Raw genomic sequence first — 20,012 nt, 5'->3', positions numbered from 1 at the left:
GGCAACGGCCCCGCCGGCTACGCCCCGCAGGGCGGCCTCGGCAACGGGGCCGGCCGGCCCGGCGGCACGCCGTCCGCGCTGCCCACGAGCACGGCCACCGCCACGGCCACCGCCACTCCCACCTCCACGAACTGACCGGGACGCAGTCATGACTTCGACGACGCCCTCACGCGGCCGCCGGCGGGCCCCCTCCCGGATGGAACGGGCGGCGGGCAAGGCCGCGGCGCTGCAGAAACCTCGGGTCATCCTCGCCCTGCTGCTCCTGCTCGCCCTGACCAGCATCATGCTGCTCGACGGCTACCTGCGCGCCGAGGTCGGCGGCGACCAGCGCGTGCGCGACGGGGCCAGCGCCAGCAAGGTGCCCGACAAGATCCTCAACGGCGGGCCGATCGTCAGCTTCCGGGGCGGACAGGCCACGACGCTGTCCGTGCCGGACAAGACGATCGCTCTCACCTTCGACGACGGCCCGAACCCGACGTACACGCCCCGGGTCCTGGAGATCCTGGAGAAGTACGACGTCCCCGCCACGTTCTTCGTGGTCGGCTCGATGGTCTCCCGCTACCCCGGCATCGTGCGGGACATGGTCGAACAGGGCAACGAGGTGGGCATCCACACCTTCACCCACGTCGACCTCTCCTACCAGAGCGACGCCCGCATCCGGCGCGAGATGGAGCAGACACAGCTGGCGCTCGCGGGCGCGGCCGGCATCACGACCACGCTGTTCCGGGCGCCGTACTCCTCGGAGACGGACGCCATCGACAACTACAGCTGGCCCGTCTACGAGGCGCTCGGCGCGGACGGCTACACCAGCGTCTTCGTCGACACCGACAGCGACGACTGGAAGAAGCCGGGCGTCTCGAAGATCGTCAAGTGGGCCACCCCGTCGGGCACCGACGGCGCGTCGGTGCTGATGCACGACGCGGGCGGCGAGCGCGAGCAGACGATCAAGGCGCTGCCGGCGTACATCGAGAAGATGCAGGCGAAGGGGTACACCTTCACCACCATCAGCGGTGTCATGGAGCAGCAGAACGGGGGCGCCGCGGGTGCCGCCGGAGTTCCGGATGCTTCGGGGGCTTCGGAGGCCGCCGGTTCCGAGCAGCCCGGCGGGGTGCCGGACGGGCAGACGCAGGGCCGGGCCGGGACGCAGACGCAGGGCCGGGCCGGGACCCAGGGCTCGGCCTCGGACCGGCTCCAGGCCGCCCACCGCGAGGCCACCGGCGCGACCCTCTACGAGGGCAAGGCCCTCATCGTGGCCGTCGCCGTCGCCGAGTGGACCGTGCCGACGCTGTCCGTCGGACTGGTCGTCGTGGGCGTGGCCGTCATCGGCCGGTTCGGCATGATGCTGATCCTCGCCCGCAGCCACTACCGGCGGCGCAACAGACGCCGCTTCAGCTGGGGAGTGCCGGTCACCCGCCCGGTGAGCGTGATCGTCCCGGCGTACAACGAGAAGGAGTGCATCGCCAACACCCTCAAGTCGCTGGCGCAGAGCACTCACCCCATCGAGGTCATCGTCGTGGACGACGGCTCGACGGACGGCACCTCCGAGATCGCGCGTGGCGCGGCCGAGTCGCTCGGCATGAGGAACGTCCGGGTCATCCGCCAGGAGAACGCGGGCAAACCGGCCGCCCTCAACAACGGCGTGCGCAGCGCCAGTCACGACGTCGTCGTCATGATGGACGGCGACACGGTCTTCGAGGCGGACACCGTACGACAACTCGTACAGCCCTTCGCCGACCCCGGGGTGGGCGCGGTCGCCGGCAACGCCAAGGTCGGCAACCGCGACACGATCATCGGCGCCTGGCAGCACATCGAGTACGTGATGGGCTTCAACCTCGACCGCCGCATGTACGACCTGCTGCGCTGCATGCCGACCATCCCCGGCGCGATCGGCGCGTTCCGCCGCGAGGCGGTCCTCCAGGTCGGCGGCATGAGCGAGGACACCCTCGCCGAGGACACCGACATCACCATCGCCATGCACCGCCAGGGCTGGCGGGTCGTCTACCAGGAGCACGCACGCGCCTGGACCGAGGCGCCGGGTTCCCTGAAGCAGCTGTGGTCGCAGCGCTACCGCTGGTCCTACGGCACGATGCAGGCGCTCTGGAAGCACCGCAAGTCCCTCACCGACAAGGGCCCCTCCGGCCGCTTCGGCCGGGTCGGCATGCCGCTGGTGGTCCTCTTCCAGATCGTCACGCCGGTCTTCGCCCCGCTCATCGACGTGTTCACCGTCTACTCGATGATCTTCGTCGACTTCCGGGCGGCGCTGCTGGCCTGGCTCGCGGTCCTCGGCGTCCAGCTGATCTGCGCGGCGTACGCCTTCCGCCTCGACCGCGAGAAGTACCGCTACCTGCTGATGATGCCGCTGCAACAGCTGGCCTACCGCCAGATGATGTACCTCGTCCTCATCCACTCCTGCATCACCGCCCTCACCGGCGGCCGCCTGCGCTGGCAGAAGCTGAAGCGGACCGGCGAGGTCGGGACCCCGGCGGGGGCGAGCTGATGGGCGCACACGGCAAGGGCGCGGCGCGCGCGGTTCCCGTGCGAGCGGTTCCGGTGCGAGCGGTTCCGGTCGTGGACACGGCCCCGCTGCCACGGGTCGACTCCGCCGCCCGGCCCGAGGCGGCCGGCCGCGACCGCTACTTCGACACCCTGCGGGCCGTCGCCCTGGTCCGCGTCGTCACCTACCACACCTTCGGGTGGGCCTGGTGCGGCCTGGTCCTCCCCTCCATGGGGATCATGTTCGCCCTGGCCGGCACGCTGATGGCGAAGTCCCTGGAGCGCCCGGCGTCCCAGGTGGTGAGGAGCAGGCTGCGCCGCCTGCTGCCCCCGTTCTGGTTCTGGGGCCTCTTCGTGGTCGTCGCGATGCTGGTCCACGGCTGGATGCCGGGCTGGCAGATCGTCTACTGGATCGTCCCGCTCGGCGACCCGCCGGGCAACGCGTGGGGCGTCCAGGCGTGGGAGATCCTCTGGTACCTGCGGACGTACCTGTGGTTCGTCCTGCTCTCCCCGGCCCTCCTGCGGATCTTCCGCAGGGCGCCGGTGCCGGTCCTGCTGCTGTCCCTCGCGCCGGTCCTGGTCCTGACCTTCGGGTGGGCCGGCCCGGACAACCGCTTCGGCAGCGCGCTGTGGGACCTGTCGACGTACGTCTTCTGCTGGATCCTCGGCTTCGCCCACCGCGACGGCGTGCTGCAGCGGATGAAGCCGGCCGCGGTCGTCGCCCTGTCACTCGCAGCGCTGGGGTACGGCGGCTGGTACGCCTTCGGCCACCAGGCCGAGTTCGGCACGTACGACCTCGACGAGATCCCCCTCGCGCAGGCCTTCTGGTCGGCCGGTTTCGTGATGCTCCTGATGTGGGCCAAGGCCCGCTTCCGGATCGACTTCGCCGGGCTGACCCGCCTGCGGCGGCTGGACAGGGTCGTGACCGTCTTCAACGCGCGCGCGGTGACGATCTACCTCTGGCACGAGATCGCGCTGATCCTGGCGGTCCCGCTGATCGACCAGTTCTGGAAGGTGCCGGCGTTCGAGACGTACCTGCCGCTGGAGAGCCAGTGGTTCATGTTCGGCGTCGGCTGGGTCCTGATCGCGGTGTTCGTCCTGTCGTGCGGATGGGTGGAGGACGTGGCGGCGAGGAAGAAGGCGCGACTGCTCCCCTGAGCGGGCGCGGGGGACGTACTGCAACAATGGCCCCGTGACCCGCGCTTCCCTGAACAAGCAGCCGCACGAAGTCGCCTCGATGTTCGACGACGTGGCGGAACGGTACGACCTGACGAACGACGTGCTCTCGCTCGGTCAGGACCGGGTGTGGCGCAGAGAGGTCGCCAAGGCCGTCGACGCCCGGCCCGCGCAGAAGGTCCTGGACCTGGCCGCCGGTACGGCCACGTCCTCGCTGCCCTTCGCCCGCACCGGCGCGTACGTCGTCCCCTGCGACTTCTCCCTCGGCATGCTCCAGGTCGGCAAGCGCAAGCACACCTGGCTGCCGTTCACCGCGGGCGACGCGACGAAGCTGCCCTTCAAGGACGACACCTTCGACGCCGTCACCATCTCCTTCGGGCTGCGCAACGTGCAGGACACCGACTCGGCGCTGCGCGAGATGTACCGGGTGACCAAGCCCGGCGGGCGCGTGGTGATCTGCGAGTTCTCGCACCCGACCTGGGCGCCCTTCCGGACCGTGTACACCGAGTACCTGATGCGCGCCCTGCCGCCGGTCGCGCGCGCGGTGTCGTCCAACCCGGACGCGTACGTCTACCTCGCCGAGTCCATCCGCGCCTGGCCCGACCAGCCCGCGCTGGCCGAGCGCCTCCAGAAGGCCGGCTGGTCGAGGGTGGCCTGGCGGAACCTGAGCGGCGGGATCGTGGCGCTGCACCGGGGCTTCAAGGCGAGCGGTCAGTAGGGCGAGGCGAACCCGGCCACGGCGAAGGGATCTCCCGGCTCGTCGAGTTCGCGCTGCATGCCGCCGCCGCCCGGGCGCGGTATGCGGGGCTCGTGCACGCCCGCGCCGCCGCCGCCCTCACCCTCGCCGAAGTCGAACCACACGGTGACCACGGCCCCTCGCGGCACCGGGGCGCCGGGTGGTGGGTACTGCCGTACGACGTACTCCACGACCGTGCGGCGGAAGTCGGGCCGGTCGGGGGCGGCGAGGCGCACGCCGCCCGTCTCGGCCGCCTCGCGCGCGTCGACGGCCATCAGACCGACCAGCTTCGGCACCCGCACCTCGGGCGAATTGGGTGTTATGCGCACAGATGTCACCCCCAGCGGTACTGGCAGGGTAACCCCGGCCGTACAGCGCCCGGAAGCATCAAGTGTCTTTCTGTGACAGTCGGTTACTGTCGGTCACCTTCGGCTGGGTCCAGATCGAGCCGGTAGCAGTGGCCTTCCCGCTCCGACGTCGGCGTCCGGAACACCTCGGCGAGGCGCATGCCCAGCCGCCGGGTGACCGCCACGGACCGGGTGTTGCGCGCGTCGACCATGGCGACCACGCTCGGCACGCCCACCGCACGCAGCCGTTCCAAGGTGATCCGCGCGGCCGCGGTGGCGTATCCGCGACCCCACTGCTCGCGCCCGAGCCGCCAGCCGATCTCGATCTCGCCCGTCGGCCCCCAGGTCCGCTCCCACGGCTGGGCACCCGTGAAGCCGATGACCTGCCCGGACTCGTCGAGCATGGTCCACAGGCAGTACCCGCGCTCGGCGTCGTGCCGGCGCTGGCGGGCGGTGAGCTCCTCGTAGACGGACAACTCCGCGGGCTTGCCGCCCTGGAACTCCATGACGTCCGGGTGGGCGAAGGTCCGGTGCCAGGCGACGGCGTCCTCGTCGGTGGGGACACGCAGCCGTACTACGGGGAGAGCTCGGTTCACTGGGCAGCCCTTCAGCCGGGTGATCAATTCTGCTGAATAGACTGCCCATGTCCAGTGCCCGTCGGCACGCAGATTCCGAACTTGGGGAGATCCCGCCGTGACCGAGCCCCTCTCCGAAAACACCGCCGATGTGATCGTCGTCGGCGCGGGGCCAGCCGGCTCCACCACCGCCTACCACCTCGCCAAGGCCGGGCTCGACGTACTCCTGCTGGAGAAGACCGAGTTCCCGCGCGAGAAGGTCTGCGGTGACGGACTCACCCCGCGCGCCACCAAACAACTCGTCGCCATGGGCATCGACATCTCGGAGGAGGCCGGCTGGCTGCGCAACAAGGGCCTGCGCATCATCGGCGGCGGCGTCCGCCTCCAGCTCGACTGGCCGGATCTCGCCTCCTTCCCGGACTACGGCCTCGTCCGCAAGCGCGACGACTTCGACGAGCAGCTCGCGCGCCAGGCGCAGAAGGCGGGCGCGCGGCTGTACGAGCGCTGCAACGTGGGCGCGCCCATCATCGACGACCGCACCGGCCGCATCACCGGCGTGCACGCCAAGCTCGGTGACACCGGGGAGAAGCGCGAGGTCACCTTCCACGCGCCGCTCGTCGTCGCCGCCGACGGCAACTCGACCCGGCTCTCGCTGGCGATGGGCCTGCACCGCCGCGAGGACCGCCCGATGGGCGTCGCGGTCCGTACGTACTTCACCTCGCCTCGCCACGAGGACGACTACCTGGAGTCCTGGCTGGAACTGTGGGACCGGCGGGGCGCCGAGGACCGTCTCCTGCCCGGCTACGGCTGGATCTTCGGCATGGGCGACGGCACCTCGAACGTCGGACTCGGCGTCCTGAACACCTCGGCCTCCTTCAAGGAACTCGACTGGCGCGAGGTCCTGAAGGCCTGGTGCGCGTCCATGCCGGAGGACTGGGGCTACACCCCGGACAACATGACCGGCCCCATTCGCGGTGCCGCGCTCCCCATGGCCTTCAACCGCCAACCGCACTACACCAAGGGCCTGCTCCTGGTCGGCGACGCCGGCGGCCTGGTGAACCCCTTCAACGGCGAGGGCATCGCCTACGCCATGGAGTCCGGCCAGATCGCCGCCGACGTCATCGTCCAGGCCCACGCCCGTTCGACCCCCGCGGGGCGGGAACTGGCCCTCCAGCGCTACCCGCGTGTCCTCAAGGACACCTACGGCGGCTACTACACGCTGGGCCGCGCCTTCGTGAAGCTCATCGGCAACCCGAAGGTCATGAAGATCGCGACCCAGCGCGGACTGTCGCACCCCCTGCTGATGAAGTTCACGCTGAAGATGCTCGCGAACCTCACCGACCCGACGGGCGGCGACGCGATGGACCGCATCATCAACGGCCTGAGCAAGGTGGCGCCGAAGGCGTGAGGCGGGTGACGGGTGCGACGAGGGCCTGTCGAGGGTTCCCCCGCCGATGGGCAGCGCTGAAGCGGGGTGCGACTACCCGTTGAGGGCCTCGATGTTGGCGGCCCGGCGGGCGAAGACCTCGTCGCGCCGGTCCGCCACCTGCCGCAGCGCGTCCTTCCGCTCCCGCTTGGAGAGCCGGTCGAGATACACGTGCCCGTTCACATGGTCGGTCTCGTGGGCCAGGCAGCGGGCGAAGTACCCCGTGCCCTCGATGACGAGCGGCTCGCCGTCCTTGTCGAGCCCGCGCACGACGGCCAGGTCCGGACGCGGTACGTCCATCACGGCGCCGGGCACCGACAGGCACCCCTCGTGCTCGTCGAGCAGCCGCCGCCCGGCTGGGTCGAGCGGTTCCAGCACCGGGTTGACGATGTGCCCGACATGCCGGACACCGTCGTCGTCCGGGCAGTCGTAGACGAACAGCCTCAGATCGACGCCGACCTGGTTGGCGGCAAGTCCCGCGCCGTCGGCGACGTACATCGTCAGGAACATGTCGTCGATGAGCGCGGCGAGATCGGGACCGAACTCGGTCACGTCCCGGCACGGCTTGTGCAGAACCTCCTCACCCACCTCGGTGATACGCCGGACCGACCCGCGCCGGGCCTCGGGTGAGAGCGGGGGATACGCGTCGACGGGCTTGCCCTGGACGAAAACGCTCGGCATGACTGTTTCTCCTGTCCTGTGCGGAAGCACAGGACATCAGAACAGGCACAGCATCCCCAGAAGCAGACCGGCCAGACCGGCCAGACCGGCTCGACGAGGTGGGCCGTGAACCCGGAAGGGGCCGCTGCCCCCGAGCGGCTGCGGCCCCTTCCGTACGGTTGTGCGTCAGAGCACCCGCACCGCTCCGGTGGGCGGGTCGTAGGACATCGGCTTCTCGGCGACACCCGTGGACGGGTTCTGCGCGCCGACGAACATGCCGTCGCCGACGTACACCGCCACGTGGTACGCGCTGCCCGCGCTTCCCCAGTACAGGATGTCGCCCGGCTGCAGGTTGTCGAGCGAGACCTGGGTGCCGGCGGTCGACTGGTCCTGCGAGACGCGCGGCAGGCTGACGCCGATCTGGTTGAAGGCGGCCTGGACGAGGCCGGAGCAGTCCCACGAATTGGGGCCGGTGCCGCCGGAGACGTACGCGTCGCCGACCTGCGCCTTGACGAAGGCGATGACCGCGGCGGCCGAACCGGTGGCCGTGGACGTGCTGGTGGACGTGCCGGCGCTCGCCGAGGCGGACAGGGTGGCCCGCTCGGTGCTGCGGGTCGCGCGCTCGGCAGCGGCCTTGCGAGCGGCCTCCTCGGCGGCCTTCTTCTTGGCCTCGGCCTTCTGCTTCGCCTCCGCGAGGTCCGCCTTGGCCTGCTTCGCGGCCTTTGCGGCGGCTGCGTCACGCTCAGCCTGCAGCTGGTAGTTCGCCGCCGCCTGCTGTGTGGCGTCGGCGGACTCGGCGACCTGCGCGGCCAGGTCGGCCGTCAGGGTGGGCAGTTCGAGCGTCTGCGTCACCGGTTCGGCAGCGTTCGCCGAACCTGACGCCCCGGCCACTGCCAGGGTGCTGAGAACGCCACCGGCAACTCCGGCCCGCATCGCGATTTTCGACGCGCTGCGGCGGGGTTTCCGGTGGCTGCGTATGTGAGCGGTGTGGGACATGAGAACAACCGGTATCAGGGGCTCCTCCATACCTTCAAGAAACGTGTGGTGCGCCACAGTTGTTCAATCGACCCCCCGAACACCTGCCGCACGGTTCCTTATTGACGCCGTAACGGACATTGCGGGCACGGGTCATCAAGCCCGTGATCACGCTCTTTCGTTGTTACGTCCGAATTGCCCGCCACCTACCACTGGTTGGGACAGGTGGCCAACCCCGCTTCCCAGGTGCTTCTCATGGATGTGGTGGAGGTCACGCAACGGTTACGGGAACGGGTGCGTCCTGTGTGCGGAATCCGCCGGCCCGGGCTCGTGAATGTGTGCACGTGTCCACATCGCGCATCGCGGCTCCCCCTGATGTGTGAACGCGATCCTCTACCAAGGCGCCTCGTCCAACACCAATTTGCATGCAAGGGAAGTCTCTTGATATTGAGACGCGTCCTTCGACCTGCGCCGACGAGCGGAAATGTCACCTCTCGTGATCACTCGGACGCTTCTCGTACGAAGATCGACACTCATCCGGCTTCATGATCCTTCATCAGGTGGTGGAGATCACAAAGCTTGTGCAATACCCCGTGTCGCAGATCACAGAGCGGCAGGCATAGGATGCGAGGCAGTTGGGCTTGTGACCTGCTTCACATGTTCGCGATCTTCGCCGGGATGGGCGGGGTTCGTGAGACACGTGGGGCGCTGTGAGCCCGATGTGCCATCGCCAGCAGTCAGTGCCGACTGAGAGGAGCGAGGAGCGGTGAACGCGTATGCGCCCATCCTCGTACTGGGAGCCCTCGGGGCAGGCTTTGCGATCTTCTCCGTGGTCATGGCCACGCTGATCGGTCCGAAGCGGTACAACCGCGCCAAGCTCGAGGCCTACGAGTGCGGAATCGAGCCGACCCCCACGCCGGCCGGCGGCGGGCGCTTCCCCATCAAGTACTACCTGACGGCGATGCTCTTCATCGTCTTCGACATCGAGATCGTCTTCCTCTACCCCTGGGCCGTCACCTTCGACGCCCTGGGTGTTTTCGGGCTCGTGGAGATGCTGCTCTTCGTGCTCACCGTCTTTGTCGCGTACGCGTACGTATGGCGGCGCGGCGGCCTGGAATGGGACTGAGGGGCCTTTAGACATGGGACTCGAAGAAAAGCTGCCGAGCGGTTTCCTGCTGACCACCGTCGAGCAGGCCGCGGGCTGGGTGCGCAAGTCGTCCGTCTTCCCCGCCACCTTCGGCCTCGCCTGCTGTGCCATCGAGATGATGACCACCGGCGCCGGCCGCTACGACCTGGCGCGCTTCGGCATGGAGGTCTTCCGCGGTTCGCCGCGCCAGGCCGACCTGATGATCGTCGCCGGCCGGGTCAGCCAGAAGATGGCGCCGGTGCTCCGGCAGGTCTACGACCAGATGCCGAACCCGAAGTGGGTGATCTCCATGGGGGTCTGCGCCTCCTCGGGCGGCATGTTCAACAACTACGCCATCGTCCAGGGCGTCGACCACATCGTCCCGGTCGACATCTATCTGCCCGGCTGCCCGCCACGGCCCGAGATGCTGATGGACGCCATCCTCAAGCTCCATCAGAAGATCCAGTCCTCCAAGCTCGGCGTGAACGCCGAGGAGGCGGCCCGTGAGGCGGAGGAAGCGGCGCTCAAGGCCCTGCCGACGATCGAGATGAAGGGGCTGCTGCGGTGAGCGACGCGAACGGCACCAACGGGGCGTCGAACGGGGTGAACCCCGAAAAGGACCTCGGCGCCTCCAACCTCCCCGGCCGGCGCGGCGAGGGCGGCGAGGAGATCCGCGTCCAGCGCGGCATGTTCGGCGCCAGCAACGGCGGCGACACCTCCGGCTACGGCGGCCTGGTCCGCTCGGTCCGGCTCCCGGGCCCGGCCGGCCGGCCGTACGGCGGCTGGTTCGACGAGGTCGCCGACGAACTCGAGGGCGCGCTGGAGGAGCAGGGTCTCCTCCCCGGCAACGCGATCGAGAAGACGGTCGTCGACCGCGGCGAACTCACCTTCCACATCGAACGCGAGCACCTGCCGCGCGTCGCCCGCACCCTGCGCGACGACCCGGCCCTGCGCTTCGAACTGTGCACCGGCGTGAGCGGGGTCCACTACCCGCACGACAAGGGCCGTGAGCTGCACGCCGTCTACCACCTGCGCTCGATCACCCACAACCGGCTGATCCGCCTCGAAGTCAGCGCTCCGGACACCGACCGGCACATCCCGTCCCTGGTCCCGGTCTATCCGACCAACGACTGGCACGAGCGCGAGACCTACGACTTCTTCGGCATCGTCTTCGACGGTCACCCGGCCCTGACGCGGATCATGATGCCGGACGACTGGCAGGGCCACCCGCAGCGCAAGGACTACCCCCTCGGCGGCGTCCCCGTCGAGTACAAGGGCGCCCAGATCCCGGCTCCGGACCAGCGGAGGTCGTACTCGTGAGCACTTCGCATGCCTCCCCCCGGGAGACCACAGAGGGCACCGTATACACGGTCACCGGCGGCGACTGGGACGAGGTCGTCCAGTCCGCGGCCCGCGCCGACGACGAGCGCATCGTCGTCAACATGGGCCCCCAGCACCCCTCCACGCACGGCGTGCTCCGCCTCATCCTGGAGATCGACGGCGAGACGGTGACCGAGGCCCGCTGCGGCATCGGCTACCTCCACACCGGCATCGAGAAGAACACCGAGTTCCGCACGTGGACGCAGGGCACCACGTTCGTGACGCGCATGGACTACCTGACGAGCTTCTTCAACGAGACCGCCTACTGTCTCGCCGTCGAGAAGCTCCTCGGCATCGAGGACCAGATCACCGACCGCGCCACCCTCATCCGGGTGCTCCTGATGGAGCTGAACCGGCTGTCCTCGCACCTGGTGTGCATCGCCACCGGCGGCATGGAACTCGGCGCGACCACGATCATGATCTACGGATTCCGTGATCGTGAAATGATTCTCGACATCTACGAGCTCATCACGGGCCTTCGGATGAACCACGCGTACATCCGCCCCGGCGGACTCGCCCAGGACCTGCCGCCCGGCGCGGTGGACCACATCCGCGAGTTCGTGAAGAAGATGAAGAAGAACCTCCCGGAGTACGACAAGCTCGCCACCGGGAACCCCATCTTCAAGGCCCGCATGCAGGACGTCGGCTATCTCGACCTGGCCGGCTGCATGGCCCTCGGCGCCACCGGCCCGATCCTGCGCTCGACCGGCCTGCCGCACGACCTGCGCAAGGCGCAGCCGTACTGCGGCTACGAGACGTTCGACTTCGACATCCCCACCGCCGACACCTGCGACTCCTACGGCCGCTTCCTGATCCGGCTGGAGGAGATGCGCCAGTCCCTCAGGATCGTCGAGCAGTGCCTGGACCGGCTGCAGCCCGGTCCGGTCATGGTCGCCGACAAGAAGATCGCCTGGCCCGCCCAGCTCGCCCTGGGACCGGACGGGCTCGGCAACTCCCTCGACCACATCAAGAAGATCATGGGCACGTCCATGGAGGCCCTGATCCACCACTTCAAGCTGGTCACCGAGGGCTTCCGGGTCCCGCCGGGACAGGCGTACGTGGCCGTCGAGTCGCCCAAGGGCGAACTCGGGGTGCACGCCGTTTCCGACGGAGGCACCCGCCCCTACCGGGTCCACTTCCGGGACCCGTCCTTCACCAACCTGCAGGCCATGGCGGCGATGTGCGAGGGCGGCCAGGTCGCCGACGTCATCGTCGCCGTCGCGTCCATCGACCCCGTGATGGGAGGCGTCGACCGGTGACCACCTCTTCTTCGGAGCGGGGCGTCAGCCTGGGCATGCCCGAGCTGCCCGCGCCCGCGTACCCGGACGACGTCCGAGCAAGGCTGGAGACGGACGCGCGCGAGATCATCGCCCGCTACCCGGACTCCCGCTCCGCCCTGCTGCCGTTGCTGCACCTCGTGCAGTCGGAGGAGGGCCACGTCACGCGCACCGGGATGAAGTTCTGCGCGGACGTCCTGGACCTGACCACCGCCGAGGTGACCGCGGTCGCCACCTTCTACACCATGTACCGGCGCCGGCCGAGCGGTGACTACCAGGTCGGCGTCTGCACCAACACCCTGTGCGCGGTGATGGGCGGCGACGCGATCTTCGAGTCCCTCCAGGAGCACCTGGGTGTCGGCAACGGCGGGACCACCGAGGACGGCAAGGTCACCCTGGAACACATCGAGTGCAACGCGGCCTGCGACTTCGCGCCCGTCGTGATGGTCAACTGGGAGTTCTTCGACAACCAGACCCCGGCGAGCGCCAAACGCCTCGTCGACGACCTGATCGAGGGACGGCCGGTCGAGCCCACGCGCGGGGCGCCACTGTGCACCTTCAAGGAGACGGCCCGGATCCTGGCGGGCTTCCCCGACGAGCGGCCCGGGGCCGTCGAGGCGAGCGGCGGCGCGGGACCCGCTTCGCTGGTGGGCCTTCGCCTGGCAAGGGGAGAGGCCGCACCCGCACGCGTGGTCCATCCGCGCGACGGCGGACCGCACAAGGAGCCGCAGGACAAGGCGGTGCACCACCCGTCACCGACAGAGCACCTGAGCTCACACGACGCGCCGCAGGACACGTCGGCCTCCGACCCGGCCCACCCGGCAGGGCCTACCGCCGAGGAGGGGGAGTGATGACCTTGGCACCCGAGATCAAAGACACCAGCCCCGAGAAGCTGCTCGCACCCGTGCTGTCGGCCTTCTGGGACGAGGACAAGTCCTGGACGCTGGACGTCTACCGAAGGCACGAGGGATACGAGGGACTCCGCAAGGCGCTGGCCATGTCACCGGACGACCTGATCGCGTACGTCAAGGACTCCGGTCTGCGCGGCCGCGGCGGTGCGGGATTCCCCACGGGAATGAAATGGCAGTTCATTCCCCAGGGGGATGGAAAGCCGCACTATCTAGTTGTCAACGCCGACGAGTCGGAGCCCGGAACGTGCAAGGACATTCCGCTCCTCTTCGCGAACCCGCATAGCCTCATCGAGGGCATTGTCATCGCGTGTTATGCCATCAGGTCTTCGCATGCCTTCATCTATCTGCGCGGTGAAGTCGTCCCTGTATTGCGACGGTTGCACGAGGCCGTGCGTGAGGCCTACACGGCGGGCTACCTGGGCGAGAACATCCTGGGCAGCGGACTCGACCTCCAGCTCACCGTGCACGCGGGCGCCGGCGCGTACATCTGCGGTGAGGAGACCGCACTGCTCGACTCGCTCGAAGGCCGCCGGGGTCAACCGCGGCTCCGTCCCCCTTTCCCCGCCGTCGCGGGCCTCTACGCGTGCCCGACTGTTGTGAACAACGTCGAGTCGATCGCGTCGGTTCCCGCGATTCTGCAAAAAGGAAAGGAATGGTTCAGGTCGATGGGCAGCGAGAAGTCCCCGGGCTTCACGCTCTACTCGCTCAGCGGCCATGTCACCAGTCCCGGTCAGTACGAGGCCCCGCTCGGCATCACACTCCGCCAGCTCCTCGAGATGAGCGGCGGCATGCGAGCCGGGCACCGGCTCAAGTTCTGGACACCCGGCGGGTCCTCGACGCCGATGTTCACCGAGGAGCACCTCGACGTCCCTCTTGATTACGAAGGAGTGGGCGCCGCGGGTTCCATGCTCGGCACAAAAGCTCTGCAGTGCTTCGACGAGACGACCTGCGTCGTGCGTGCCGTGACCCGCTGGACCGAGTTCTACGCCCACGAGTCCTGCGGCAAGTGCACGCCGTGCCGCGAAGGTACCTACTGGCTCGTGCAGTTGCTGCGCGACATCGAGGCCGGCAAGGGCGTCATGTCCGACCTCGACAAGCTGAACGACATCGCCGACAACATCAACGGCAAGTCCTTCTGCGCCCTCGGCGACGGCGCGGCCTCGCCGATCTTCTCCTCGCTCAAGTACTTCCGTGAGGAGTACGAGCAGCACATCACGGGCCGCGGCTGCCCCTTCGACCCGGCCAAGTCGACGGCCTGGGCCGACCGCACGGAGGTGAACGCATGACTGTGACCACCAACGCTCCCGCCGGCGGGGGAGAGGCGGCGGTCCCGCCGGAGGACCTCGTGTCGCTGACGATCGACGGCGTGGAGATCAGCGTGCCCAAGGGCACCCTGGTCATCCGGGCCGCCGAGCAACTCGGCATCGAGATCCCCCGGTTCTGCGACCACCCCCTCCTCGACCCGGCCGGCGCCTGTCGCCAGTGCATCGTCGAGGTCGAGGGCCAGCGCAAGCCCATGGCGTCCTGCACCATCACGTGCACCGACGGGATGGTGGTGAAGACGCACCTCACCTCGCCGGTCGCCGAGAAGGCACAGCACGGTGTGATGGAGCTGCTCCTCATCAACCACCCGCTGGACTGCCCGGTCTGCGACAAGGGCGGCGAGTGCCCCCTGCAGAACCAGGCCATGTCGCACGGCCAGTCCGAGTCCCGCTTCGAGGGAAAGAAGCGGACGTACGAGAAGCCCGTGCCGATCTCCACGCAGGTGCTGCTCGACCGCGAACGGTGCGTGCTGTGCGCCCGCTGCACCCGGTTCTCCAACCAGGTCGCGGGCGACCCGATGATCGAACTGATCGAGCGGGGCGCGCTCCAGCAGGTCGGCACCGGTGAGGGCGACCCCTTCGAGTCGTACTTCTCCGGCAACACCATCCAGATCTGCCCGGTCGGCGCCCTCACCTCTGCGGCGTACCGATTCCGCTCCCGCCCCTTCGACCTCGTCTCCTCGCCGTCGGTCTGCGAGCACTGCTCCGGCGGTTGCGCGACCCGCACCGACCACCGGCGCGGCAAGGTCATGCGGCGACTCGCGGCCGAGGACCCCGAGGTCAACGAGGAGTGGATCTGCGACAAGGGCCGGTTCGCGTTCCGGTACGCGCAACAGCGGGACCGGCTCCAGCACCCGCTGGTGCGCAACGCCGAAGGCGACCTGGTGCCGGCGTCCTGGCCGGAGGCGCTGCAGATCGCCGCCCAGGGGCTGCTCGCCTCACGGGGCCGGACCGGTGTCCTGACCGGCGGCCGGCTCACTATCGAGGACGCCTACGCGTACAGCAAGTTCGCGCGCGTCGCGCTCGACACCAACGACATCGACTTCCGCGCACGCGTGCACAGCGGTGAGGAGGCCGACTTCCTGGCCGCCCGGGTCGCCGGGCGGGGACGGGACCTCGACGGTACGGGCGTCACGTACACCGCTCTGGAGAAGGCGCCCGCCGTTGTGCTGGTCGGGTTCGAGGCCGAGGAGGAAGCGCCCGGCGTCTTCCTCCGGCTGCGCAAGGCCTGGCGCAAGCACGGGCAGAAGGTGTTCTCCCTCGCCACGCACGCGACGCGCGGCCTGGAGAAGGCGGGCGGCACGCTCCTGCCCGCCGCTCCCGGCACCGAGACCGAGTGGCTGGACGCGCTCGCGAGCGGGGCCGGCCTGGAGGACGACGGTGCGAGGGCCTCGGAGGCGCTGCGCACCGAGGGCGCGGTGATCGCCGTGGGCGAGCGGCTGGCCGCCGTGGCGGGCGGGCTGACCGCCGCCGCACGGGCCGCCTCAGCGACCGGTGCCCAGCTGGTGTGGATCCCGCGCCGGTCCGGGGAACGCGGTGCCATCGAGGCGGGCGCGCTGCCCACGCTGCTGCCGGGTGGCCGTCCGGCCACCGACCCGCGCGCGCGGGACGAGGTCGCCGCGGCCTGGGGCCTTGCCGAACTCCCGCACCGCTACGGGCGTGACACCGGCCAGATCGTCGAGGCCGCCGCGGGCGGTGAACTCCAGGCGCTGGTGGTCGCGGGCGTCGAGGTCGCCGATCTGCCCGACCCGGCACGCGCGCGTGAGGCGCTGCGCGAGGTCGGCTTCCTGGTGTCGCTGGAACTGCGGCCCGGCGAGGTCACCGAACTGGCGGACGTGGTCCTGCCGGTGGCGGCGGTCGCCGAGAAGGCCGGTACGTTCCTCAACTGGGAGGGCCGGGTGCGCTTCTTCGAGGCCGCGCTCAAGCCCGACCAGATGACCCGCCGCCTGGCTCCCACCGACGCGCGCGTGCTGCAGATGCTGGCCGACGCCATGGACGTACACCTGGGTCTGCCGGACCTGCGCACCGTGCGCGCGGAGCTGGACCGGCTCGGGGCCTGGGACGGACCCCGGGCCACCGAACCCCTGGAGAGTGCCGCGCGGTTGCCACGGCCGGCCGCCGGGGAGGCCGTACTCGCCGGACACCGGCTGCTGCTCGACCAGGGCGTCCTCCAGGAGGGCGACGAGGCGCTCGCCGGGACGCGGCACGCGGTGCACGCGCGCGTGTCGCCCGCCACGGCCGCCGAGGCGGGCGTGAAGGACGGCGATCTGCTCGCCGTGACCGGAACCGCCGGGACGGCCGAATTCCCGCTCCGGGTCACCGAGATGCCCGACCGGGTGGTGTGGCTCCCGCTGAACTCCTCGGGCGGGGGCGTCGCCTCCGACACCGGGGCGCTGCCCGGCTCACTCGTCCGCATCGGCCCGGCGAAGCCCGCCGCCGAAGCCCCCCAGGAGGTGGAGGCATGAGCCCGTACCTCGCCGCTGAAGACCTCTCGATGTTCGGCACCGATCCCTGGTGGCTGGTCGTCGTCAAGGCGGTGTTCTGCTTCGCCTTCCTGATGCTGACCGTGCTCTTCTCCATCGTGTGGGAGCGCAAGGTCGTCGCCTGGATGCAGCTGCGCATCGGCCCCAACCGGCACGGCCCCTGGGGCATGCTCCAGTCGCTCGCCGACGGCATGAAGCTGATGCTCAAGGAAGACGTCATCGTCAAGCGCGCGGACAAGGTGGTCTACGTCCTCGCGCCGATCGTCGCGGCCATCCCGGCCTTCATGGCGATCGCGGTCATCCCCTTCGGCCCGGCCGGCAACGAGATCTCGATCTTCGGGCACCGCACCGCGATGCAGCTCACCGACCTGCCGATCGCGATGCTCTACATCCTCGCGGTCGCCTCGGTCGGCATCTACGGCATCGTCCTCGCGGGCTGGAGTTCCGGATCCACCTATCCGCTCCTCGGCGGCCTGCGCTCCTGCGCGCAGATGATCTCGTACGAGATCGCCATGGGCGCCGCGTTCGCCTCGGTGTTCCTCTACTCGGGCTCGATGTCCACGTCGACGATCGTCGAGCAGCAGCACGATCGCTGGTACATCGTCCTGCTGCCGGTCTCCTTCCTGATCTACATCGTGACGATGGTGGGCGAGACCAACCGCGCCCCCTTCGACATGCCGGAGTCCGAGGGCGACCTGGTGGGCGGCTTCAACACCGAGTACTCGTCGATCAAGTTCGCGATGTTCATGCTCGCCGAGTACGTGAACATGGTGACGGTCTCGGCCGTGTCGGTGACGCTCTTCCTGGGCGGCTGGCGGGCCCCGTGGCCGGTCAGCACCTTCTGGGAGGGCGCGAACCACGGCTGGTGGCCGATGCTCTGGTTCGTGATCAAGGTGCAGCTGCTCTTGTTCTTCTTCATCTGGCTGCGCGGCACGCTCCCCCGTGTCCGCTACGACCAGCTGATGAAGCTCGGCTGGAAGGTCCTCATCCCGGTCTCGCTGGTCTGGCTGATGCTCGTGGCCACCGTGCGGACCCTCAGGAACGAGAACTACGACTTCGCCGACATCGCCCTCTACATCGGCGGCGGCGTCCTCGTCCTGCTGCTGCTCTCGTTCGTCTTCGACATGTTCCGCGAGAAGGCGAAGGAGGCCGAGCGGCCCGCCGAGGAACCGGTCGGCTTCGACCCGATGGCGGGCGGGTTCCCCGTACCTCCGCTGCCGGGACAGGAGCTCCTGCCCGTGCCGCGGCGCCGCTCGCACCGCGAGCGGGAGTTGATTGTCAGTGGTGGACCGGATACTGCGAGTGACGGATCTTCGGATGGAAAGGAGGCGTCCGATGGCTGAGGAGCCGAAGGAGACCAAACCCGGTTTCCAGAACCCCGTGGCCGGCTTCGGTGTGACCTTCAAGGCCATGTTCAAGAAGCGGCTGACCGAGCAGTACCCGGAGCAGCAGAAGACCACTGCCCCCCGGTTCCACGGACGGCATCAGCTCAACCGCCATCCGGACGGCCTGGAGAAGTGTGTCGGCTGCGAACTGTGCGCCTGGGCCTGTCCCGCCGACGCCATCTACGTGGAGGGCGCCGACAACACGGACGAGGAGCGCTACTCGCCGGGCGAGCGGTACGGCCGCGTCTACCAGATCAACTACGCCCGCTGCATCCTGTGCGGCCTGTGCATCGAGGCGTGCCCCACGCGCGCGTTGACGATGACGAACGAGTTCGAGCTCGCCGACTCCAGCCGCGCCAACCTCATCTACACCAAGGAGCAACTGCTCGCCGGCCTCGAAGAGGGGATGGTCGACAGTCCGCACTCGATCTTCCCGGGGACGGACGAGCAGGACTACTACCGGGGTCTGGTGACGGAGGCCGCGCCGGGCACGGTGCAGCAGGTCGCTCTCTCCAAGGGCGAGGTTCCGCAGGAGGCCGCGTCGACCTTCGGCGAGGACGAGCCGACCTCGGAAAAGGTGGTCGGCCGATGAGCGCGCAACTCGCCGCCTACTCCACCTCCACGGGTGAGGCCTTCCAGTTCTGGGTCCTCGGGACCGTCGCCGTGATCGGCGCCCTGTGCACCGTCTTCATGAAGCGGGCCGTGCACAGCGCGCTCTGTCTCGCCGGAACCATGATCATCCTGGCGGTGTTCTACCTCGCCAACGGGGCCTACTTCCTGGGCGTCGTGCAGATCGTCGTCTACACCGGCGCGATCATGATGCTGTTCCTGTTCGTGGTGATGCTCGTCGGCGTCACCGCGGCGGACTCCCTGAAGGAGACCATCAAGGGTCAGCGCTGGCTGGCCCTTGTGTGCGGTCTCGGCTTCGGGGTCCTGCTGTTCGCGGGCATCGGGAACGCCTCCCTGAACGAGTTCAACGGCCTCGCGCAGGCGAACGCGGGCGGCAACGTGGAGGGCCTGGCAGCCCTCATCTTCACGAAGTACGTCTTCGCCTTCGAGATCACCGGCGCCCTGCTCATCACCGCCGCCGTCGGCGCCATGGTGCTCACCCACCGCGAGCGCACCGAGCGGGCCAAGACCCAGCGCGAGCTGTCCGAGGAGCGCGTCCGCGAGGGCAAGCACCTGCCGCCGCTGCCGGCCCCCGGCGTGTACGCCCGGCACAACGCCGTGGACATCGCGGGCCTGCTGCCCGACGGCACCCCGTCCGACCTCACCGTCAGCAAGACGCTGCGGGAACGCGGACAGATCCGTGACGTGTCGCAGGAGGCGCTCAACGACCTGCGGGCCCTGGAACAGCGCGCCGAGGAGCGCCTGGAGCGCACCGGGATCGAGCAGGCGAACCTCAAGCGGGCCGAGGAGGCGTCGAAGTGAACCCCGTCAACTACCTCTATCTCGCCGCCCTGTTGTTCACGATCGGCGCCACCGGCGTGCTGATCAGGCGCAACGCGATCGTGGTCTTCATGTGCGTCGAGCTGATGCTCAACGCCTGCAACCTCGCGTTCGTCGCCTTCTCCCGGATGCACGGCAACCTCGACGGCCAGATCATCGCCTTCTTCACGATGGTCGTCGCCGCCGCGGAGGTCGTGGTCGGGCTCGCGATCATCGTGTCGCTGTTCCGTTCCCGCCACTCGGCCTCGGTCGACGACGCCAGCCTGATGAAGCTGTAAGGGGTCGCTGAAT

General features: G+C 69.2%; 19 protein-coding genes. 15 read left to right on the top strand and 4 right to left on the bottom strand.

Features of this window, described 5'->3' with window-relative positions:
• Positions 1 to 148: 148 nt before the first annotated feature.
• Genes ACWBNA_RS14785 through ACWBNA_RS14775 form a run of 3 tightly spaced genes read left to right on the top strand, consistent with a single transcriptional unit; the run spans position 149 to position 4,387 of the window.
• On the top strand, positions 149 to 2,497 hold the full coding sequence (locus tag ACWBNA_RS14785) for a bifunctional polysaccharide deacetylase/glycosyltransferase family 2 protein (RefSeq protein ID WP_482704781.1): 2,349 nt from the start codon (positions 149 to 151) through the stop codon (positions 2,495 to 2,497).
• Positions 2,497 to 3,651 (top strand): acyltransferase family protein, encoded by a 1,155-nt coding sequence (locus ACWBNA_RS14780; protein WP_482704780.1) that lies wholly within the window; start codon positions 2,497 to 2,499, stop codon positions 3,649 to 3,651. The genes ACWBNA_RS14785 and ACWBNA_RS14780 overlap by 1 nt, the downstream gene beginning before the upstream one ends.
• Before the next feature lie 34 nt (positions 3,652 to 3,685).
• Positions 3,686 to 4,387: a demethylmenaquinone methyltransferase gene (locus ACWBNA_RS14775; protein ID WP_482704779.1), complete on the top strand. Its 702-nt coding sequence runs from the start codon at positions 3,686 to 3,688 to the stop codon at positions 4,385 to 4,387.
• Here ACWBNA_RS14775 and ACWBNA_RS14770 read toward each other — a convergent pair.
• Positions 4,381 to 4,734, bottom strand: a complete 354-nt coding sequence (locus ACWBNA_RS14770; RefSeq protein WP_482704778.1) for a PASTA domain-containing protein — start codon at positions 4,732 to 4,734, stop codon at positions 4,381 to 4,383. The genes ACWBNA_RS14775 and ACWBNA_RS14770 overlap by 7 nt on opposite strands.
• An 83-nt stretch (positions 4,735 to 4,817) precedes the next feature.
• Entirely contained in the window at positions 4,818 to 5,375 is a 558-nt protein-coding gene (locus ACWBNA_RS14765; protein WP_482704776.1) for a GNAT family N-acetyltransferase, read from the bottom strand.
• Positions 5,376 to 5,445: 70 nt separating this feature from the next.
• Between ACWBNA_RS14765 and ACWBNA_RS14760 the strand changes: the two genes are divergently transcribed.
• Positions 5,446 to 6,735: a geranylgeranyl reductase family protein gene (locus ACWBNA_RS14760; RefSeq protein ID WP_482704775.1), complete on the top strand. Its 1,290-nt coding sequence runs from the start codon at positions 5,446 to 5,448 to the stop codon at positions 6,733 to 6,735.
• A gap of 72 nt (positions 6,736 to 6,807) precedes the next feature.
• On the opposite strand, the gene def is transcribed toward ACWBNA_RS14760, so the two are convergent.
• Together def and ACWBNA_RS14750 are read right to left on the bottom strand one after the other, a co-directional pair.
• Complete coding sequence (def, locus tag ACWBNA_RS14755) at positions 6,808 to 7,434, bottom strand: peptide deformylase (protein WP_482704774.1); 627 nt, start codon at positions 7,432 to 7,434, stop codon at positions 6,808 to 6,810.
• Between the two features lie 165 nt (positions 7,435 to 7,599).
• A complete protein-coding gene (locus tag ACWBNA_RS14750; protein WP_482704773.1) occupies positions 7,600 to 8,409 on the bottom strand; it encodes a C40 family peptidase in 810 nt (269 codons plus the stop codon).
• A gap of 745 nt (positions 8,410 to 9,154) precedes the next feature.
• Between ACWBNA_RS14750 and ACWBNA_RS14745 the strand changes: the two genes are divergently transcribed.
• From ACWBNA_RS14745 to nuoK, 11 genes are read left to right on the top strand one after another with little or no spacing between them, the layout of a single operon-like run.
• The gene (locus ACWBNA_RS14745) at positions 9,155 to 9,514 is read left to right on the top strand and encodes an NADH-quinone oxidoreductase subunit A (protein ID WP_007383963.1); all 360 of its coding nucleotides are present in this window, start codon (positions 9,155 to 9,157) and stop codon (positions 9,512 to 9,514) included.
• Between the two features lie 13 nt (positions 9,515 to 9,527).
• Positions 9,528 to 10,082 (top strand): NuoB/complex I 20 kDa subunit family protein, encoded by a 555-nt coding sequence (locus ACWBNA_RS14740; RefSeq protein WP_018528252.1) that lies wholly within the window; start codon positions 9,528 to 9,530, stop codon positions 10,080 to 10,082.
• Positions 10,079 to 10,834, top strand: coding sequence for an NADH-quinone oxidoreductase subunit C (locus ACWBNA_RS14735; protein ID WP_482704772.1), 756 nt, complete (start codon positions 10,079 to 10,081; stop codon positions 10,832 to 10,834). Before ACWBNA_RS14740 ends, ACWBNA_RS14735 begins: the two co-directional genes overlap by 4 nt.
• A complete protein-coding gene (locus ACWBNA_RS14730) occupies positions 10,831 to 12,153 on the top strand; it encodes an NADH-quinone oxidoreductase subunit D (RefSeq protein ID WP_482704771.1) in 1,323 nt (440 codons plus the stop codon). Before ACWBNA_RS14735 ends, ACWBNA_RS14730 begins: the two co-directional genes overlap by 4 nt.
• On the top strand, positions 12,150 to 13,022 hold the full coding sequence (gene nuoE, locus ACWBNA_RS14725) for an NADH-quinone oxidoreductase subunit NuoE (RefSeq protein WP_482704770.1): 873 nt from the start codon (positions 12,150 to 12,152) through the stop codon (positions 13,020 to 13,022). Before ACWBNA_RS14730 ends, nuoE begins: the two co-directional genes overlap by 4 nt.
• Positions 13,019 to 14,368, top strand: coding sequence for an NADH-quinone oxidoreductase subunit NuoF (gene nuoF / locus ACWBNA_RS14720; RefSeq protein ID WP_482704769.1), 1,350 nt, complete (start codon positions 13,019 to 13,021; stop codon positions 14,366 to 14,368). Before nuoE ends, nuoF begins: the two co-directional genes overlap by 4 nt.
• Complete coding sequence (locus ACWBNA_RS14715; protein ID WP_482704768.1) at positions 14,365 to 16,869, top strand: NADH-quinone oxidoreductase subunit G; 2,505 nt, start codon at positions 14,365 to 14,367, stop codon at positions 16,867 to 16,869. Before nuoF ends, ACWBNA_RS14715 begins: the two co-directional genes overlap by 4 nt.
• A complete protein-coding gene (nuoH, locus tag ACWBNA_RS14710; RefSeq protein WP_482704767.1) occupies positions 16,866 to 18,230 on the top strand; it encodes an NADH-quinone oxidoreductase subunit NuoH in 1,365 nt (454 codons plus the stop codon). The genes ACWBNA_RS14715 and nuoH overlap by 4 nt, the downstream gene beginning before the upstream one ends.
• Positions 18,223 to 18,864 carry an NADH-quinone oxidoreductase subunit NuoI gene (gene nuoI, locus ACWBNA_RS14705; protein WP_482704766.1) on the top strand — a complete coding sequence of 214 codons (642 nt, stop codon included), beginning with the start codon at positions 18,223 to 18,225 and terminating at the stop codon, positions 18,862 to 18,864. Before nuoH ends, nuoI begins: the two co-directional genes overlap by 8 nt.
• Positions 18,861 to 19,703: an NADH-quinone oxidoreductase subunit J gene (locus ACWBNA_RS14700; protein ID WP_482704765.1), complete on the top strand. Its 843-nt coding sequence runs from the start codon at positions 18,861 to 18,863 to the stop codon at positions 19,701 to 19,703. The genes nuoI and ACWBNA_RS14700 overlap by 4 nt, the downstream gene beginning before the upstream one ends.
• Positions 19,700 to 19,999: an NADH-quinone oxidoreductase subunit NuoK gene (nuoK, locus tag ACWBNA_RS14695; RefSeq protein WP_004927567.1), complete on the top strand. Its 300-nt coding sequence runs from the start codon at positions 19,700 to 19,702 to the stop codon at positions 19,997 to 19,999. Before ACWBNA_RS14700 ends, nuoK begins: the two co-directional genes overlap by 4 nt.
• Positions 20,000 to 20,012 lie beyond the last annotated feature (13 nt).

This window comes from Streptomyces sp. Q2 (assembly GCF_056820935.1).
Note: the sequence above shows the minus strand (reverse complement) of the source record. Positions and strands in the feature narration are given on the sequence as shown.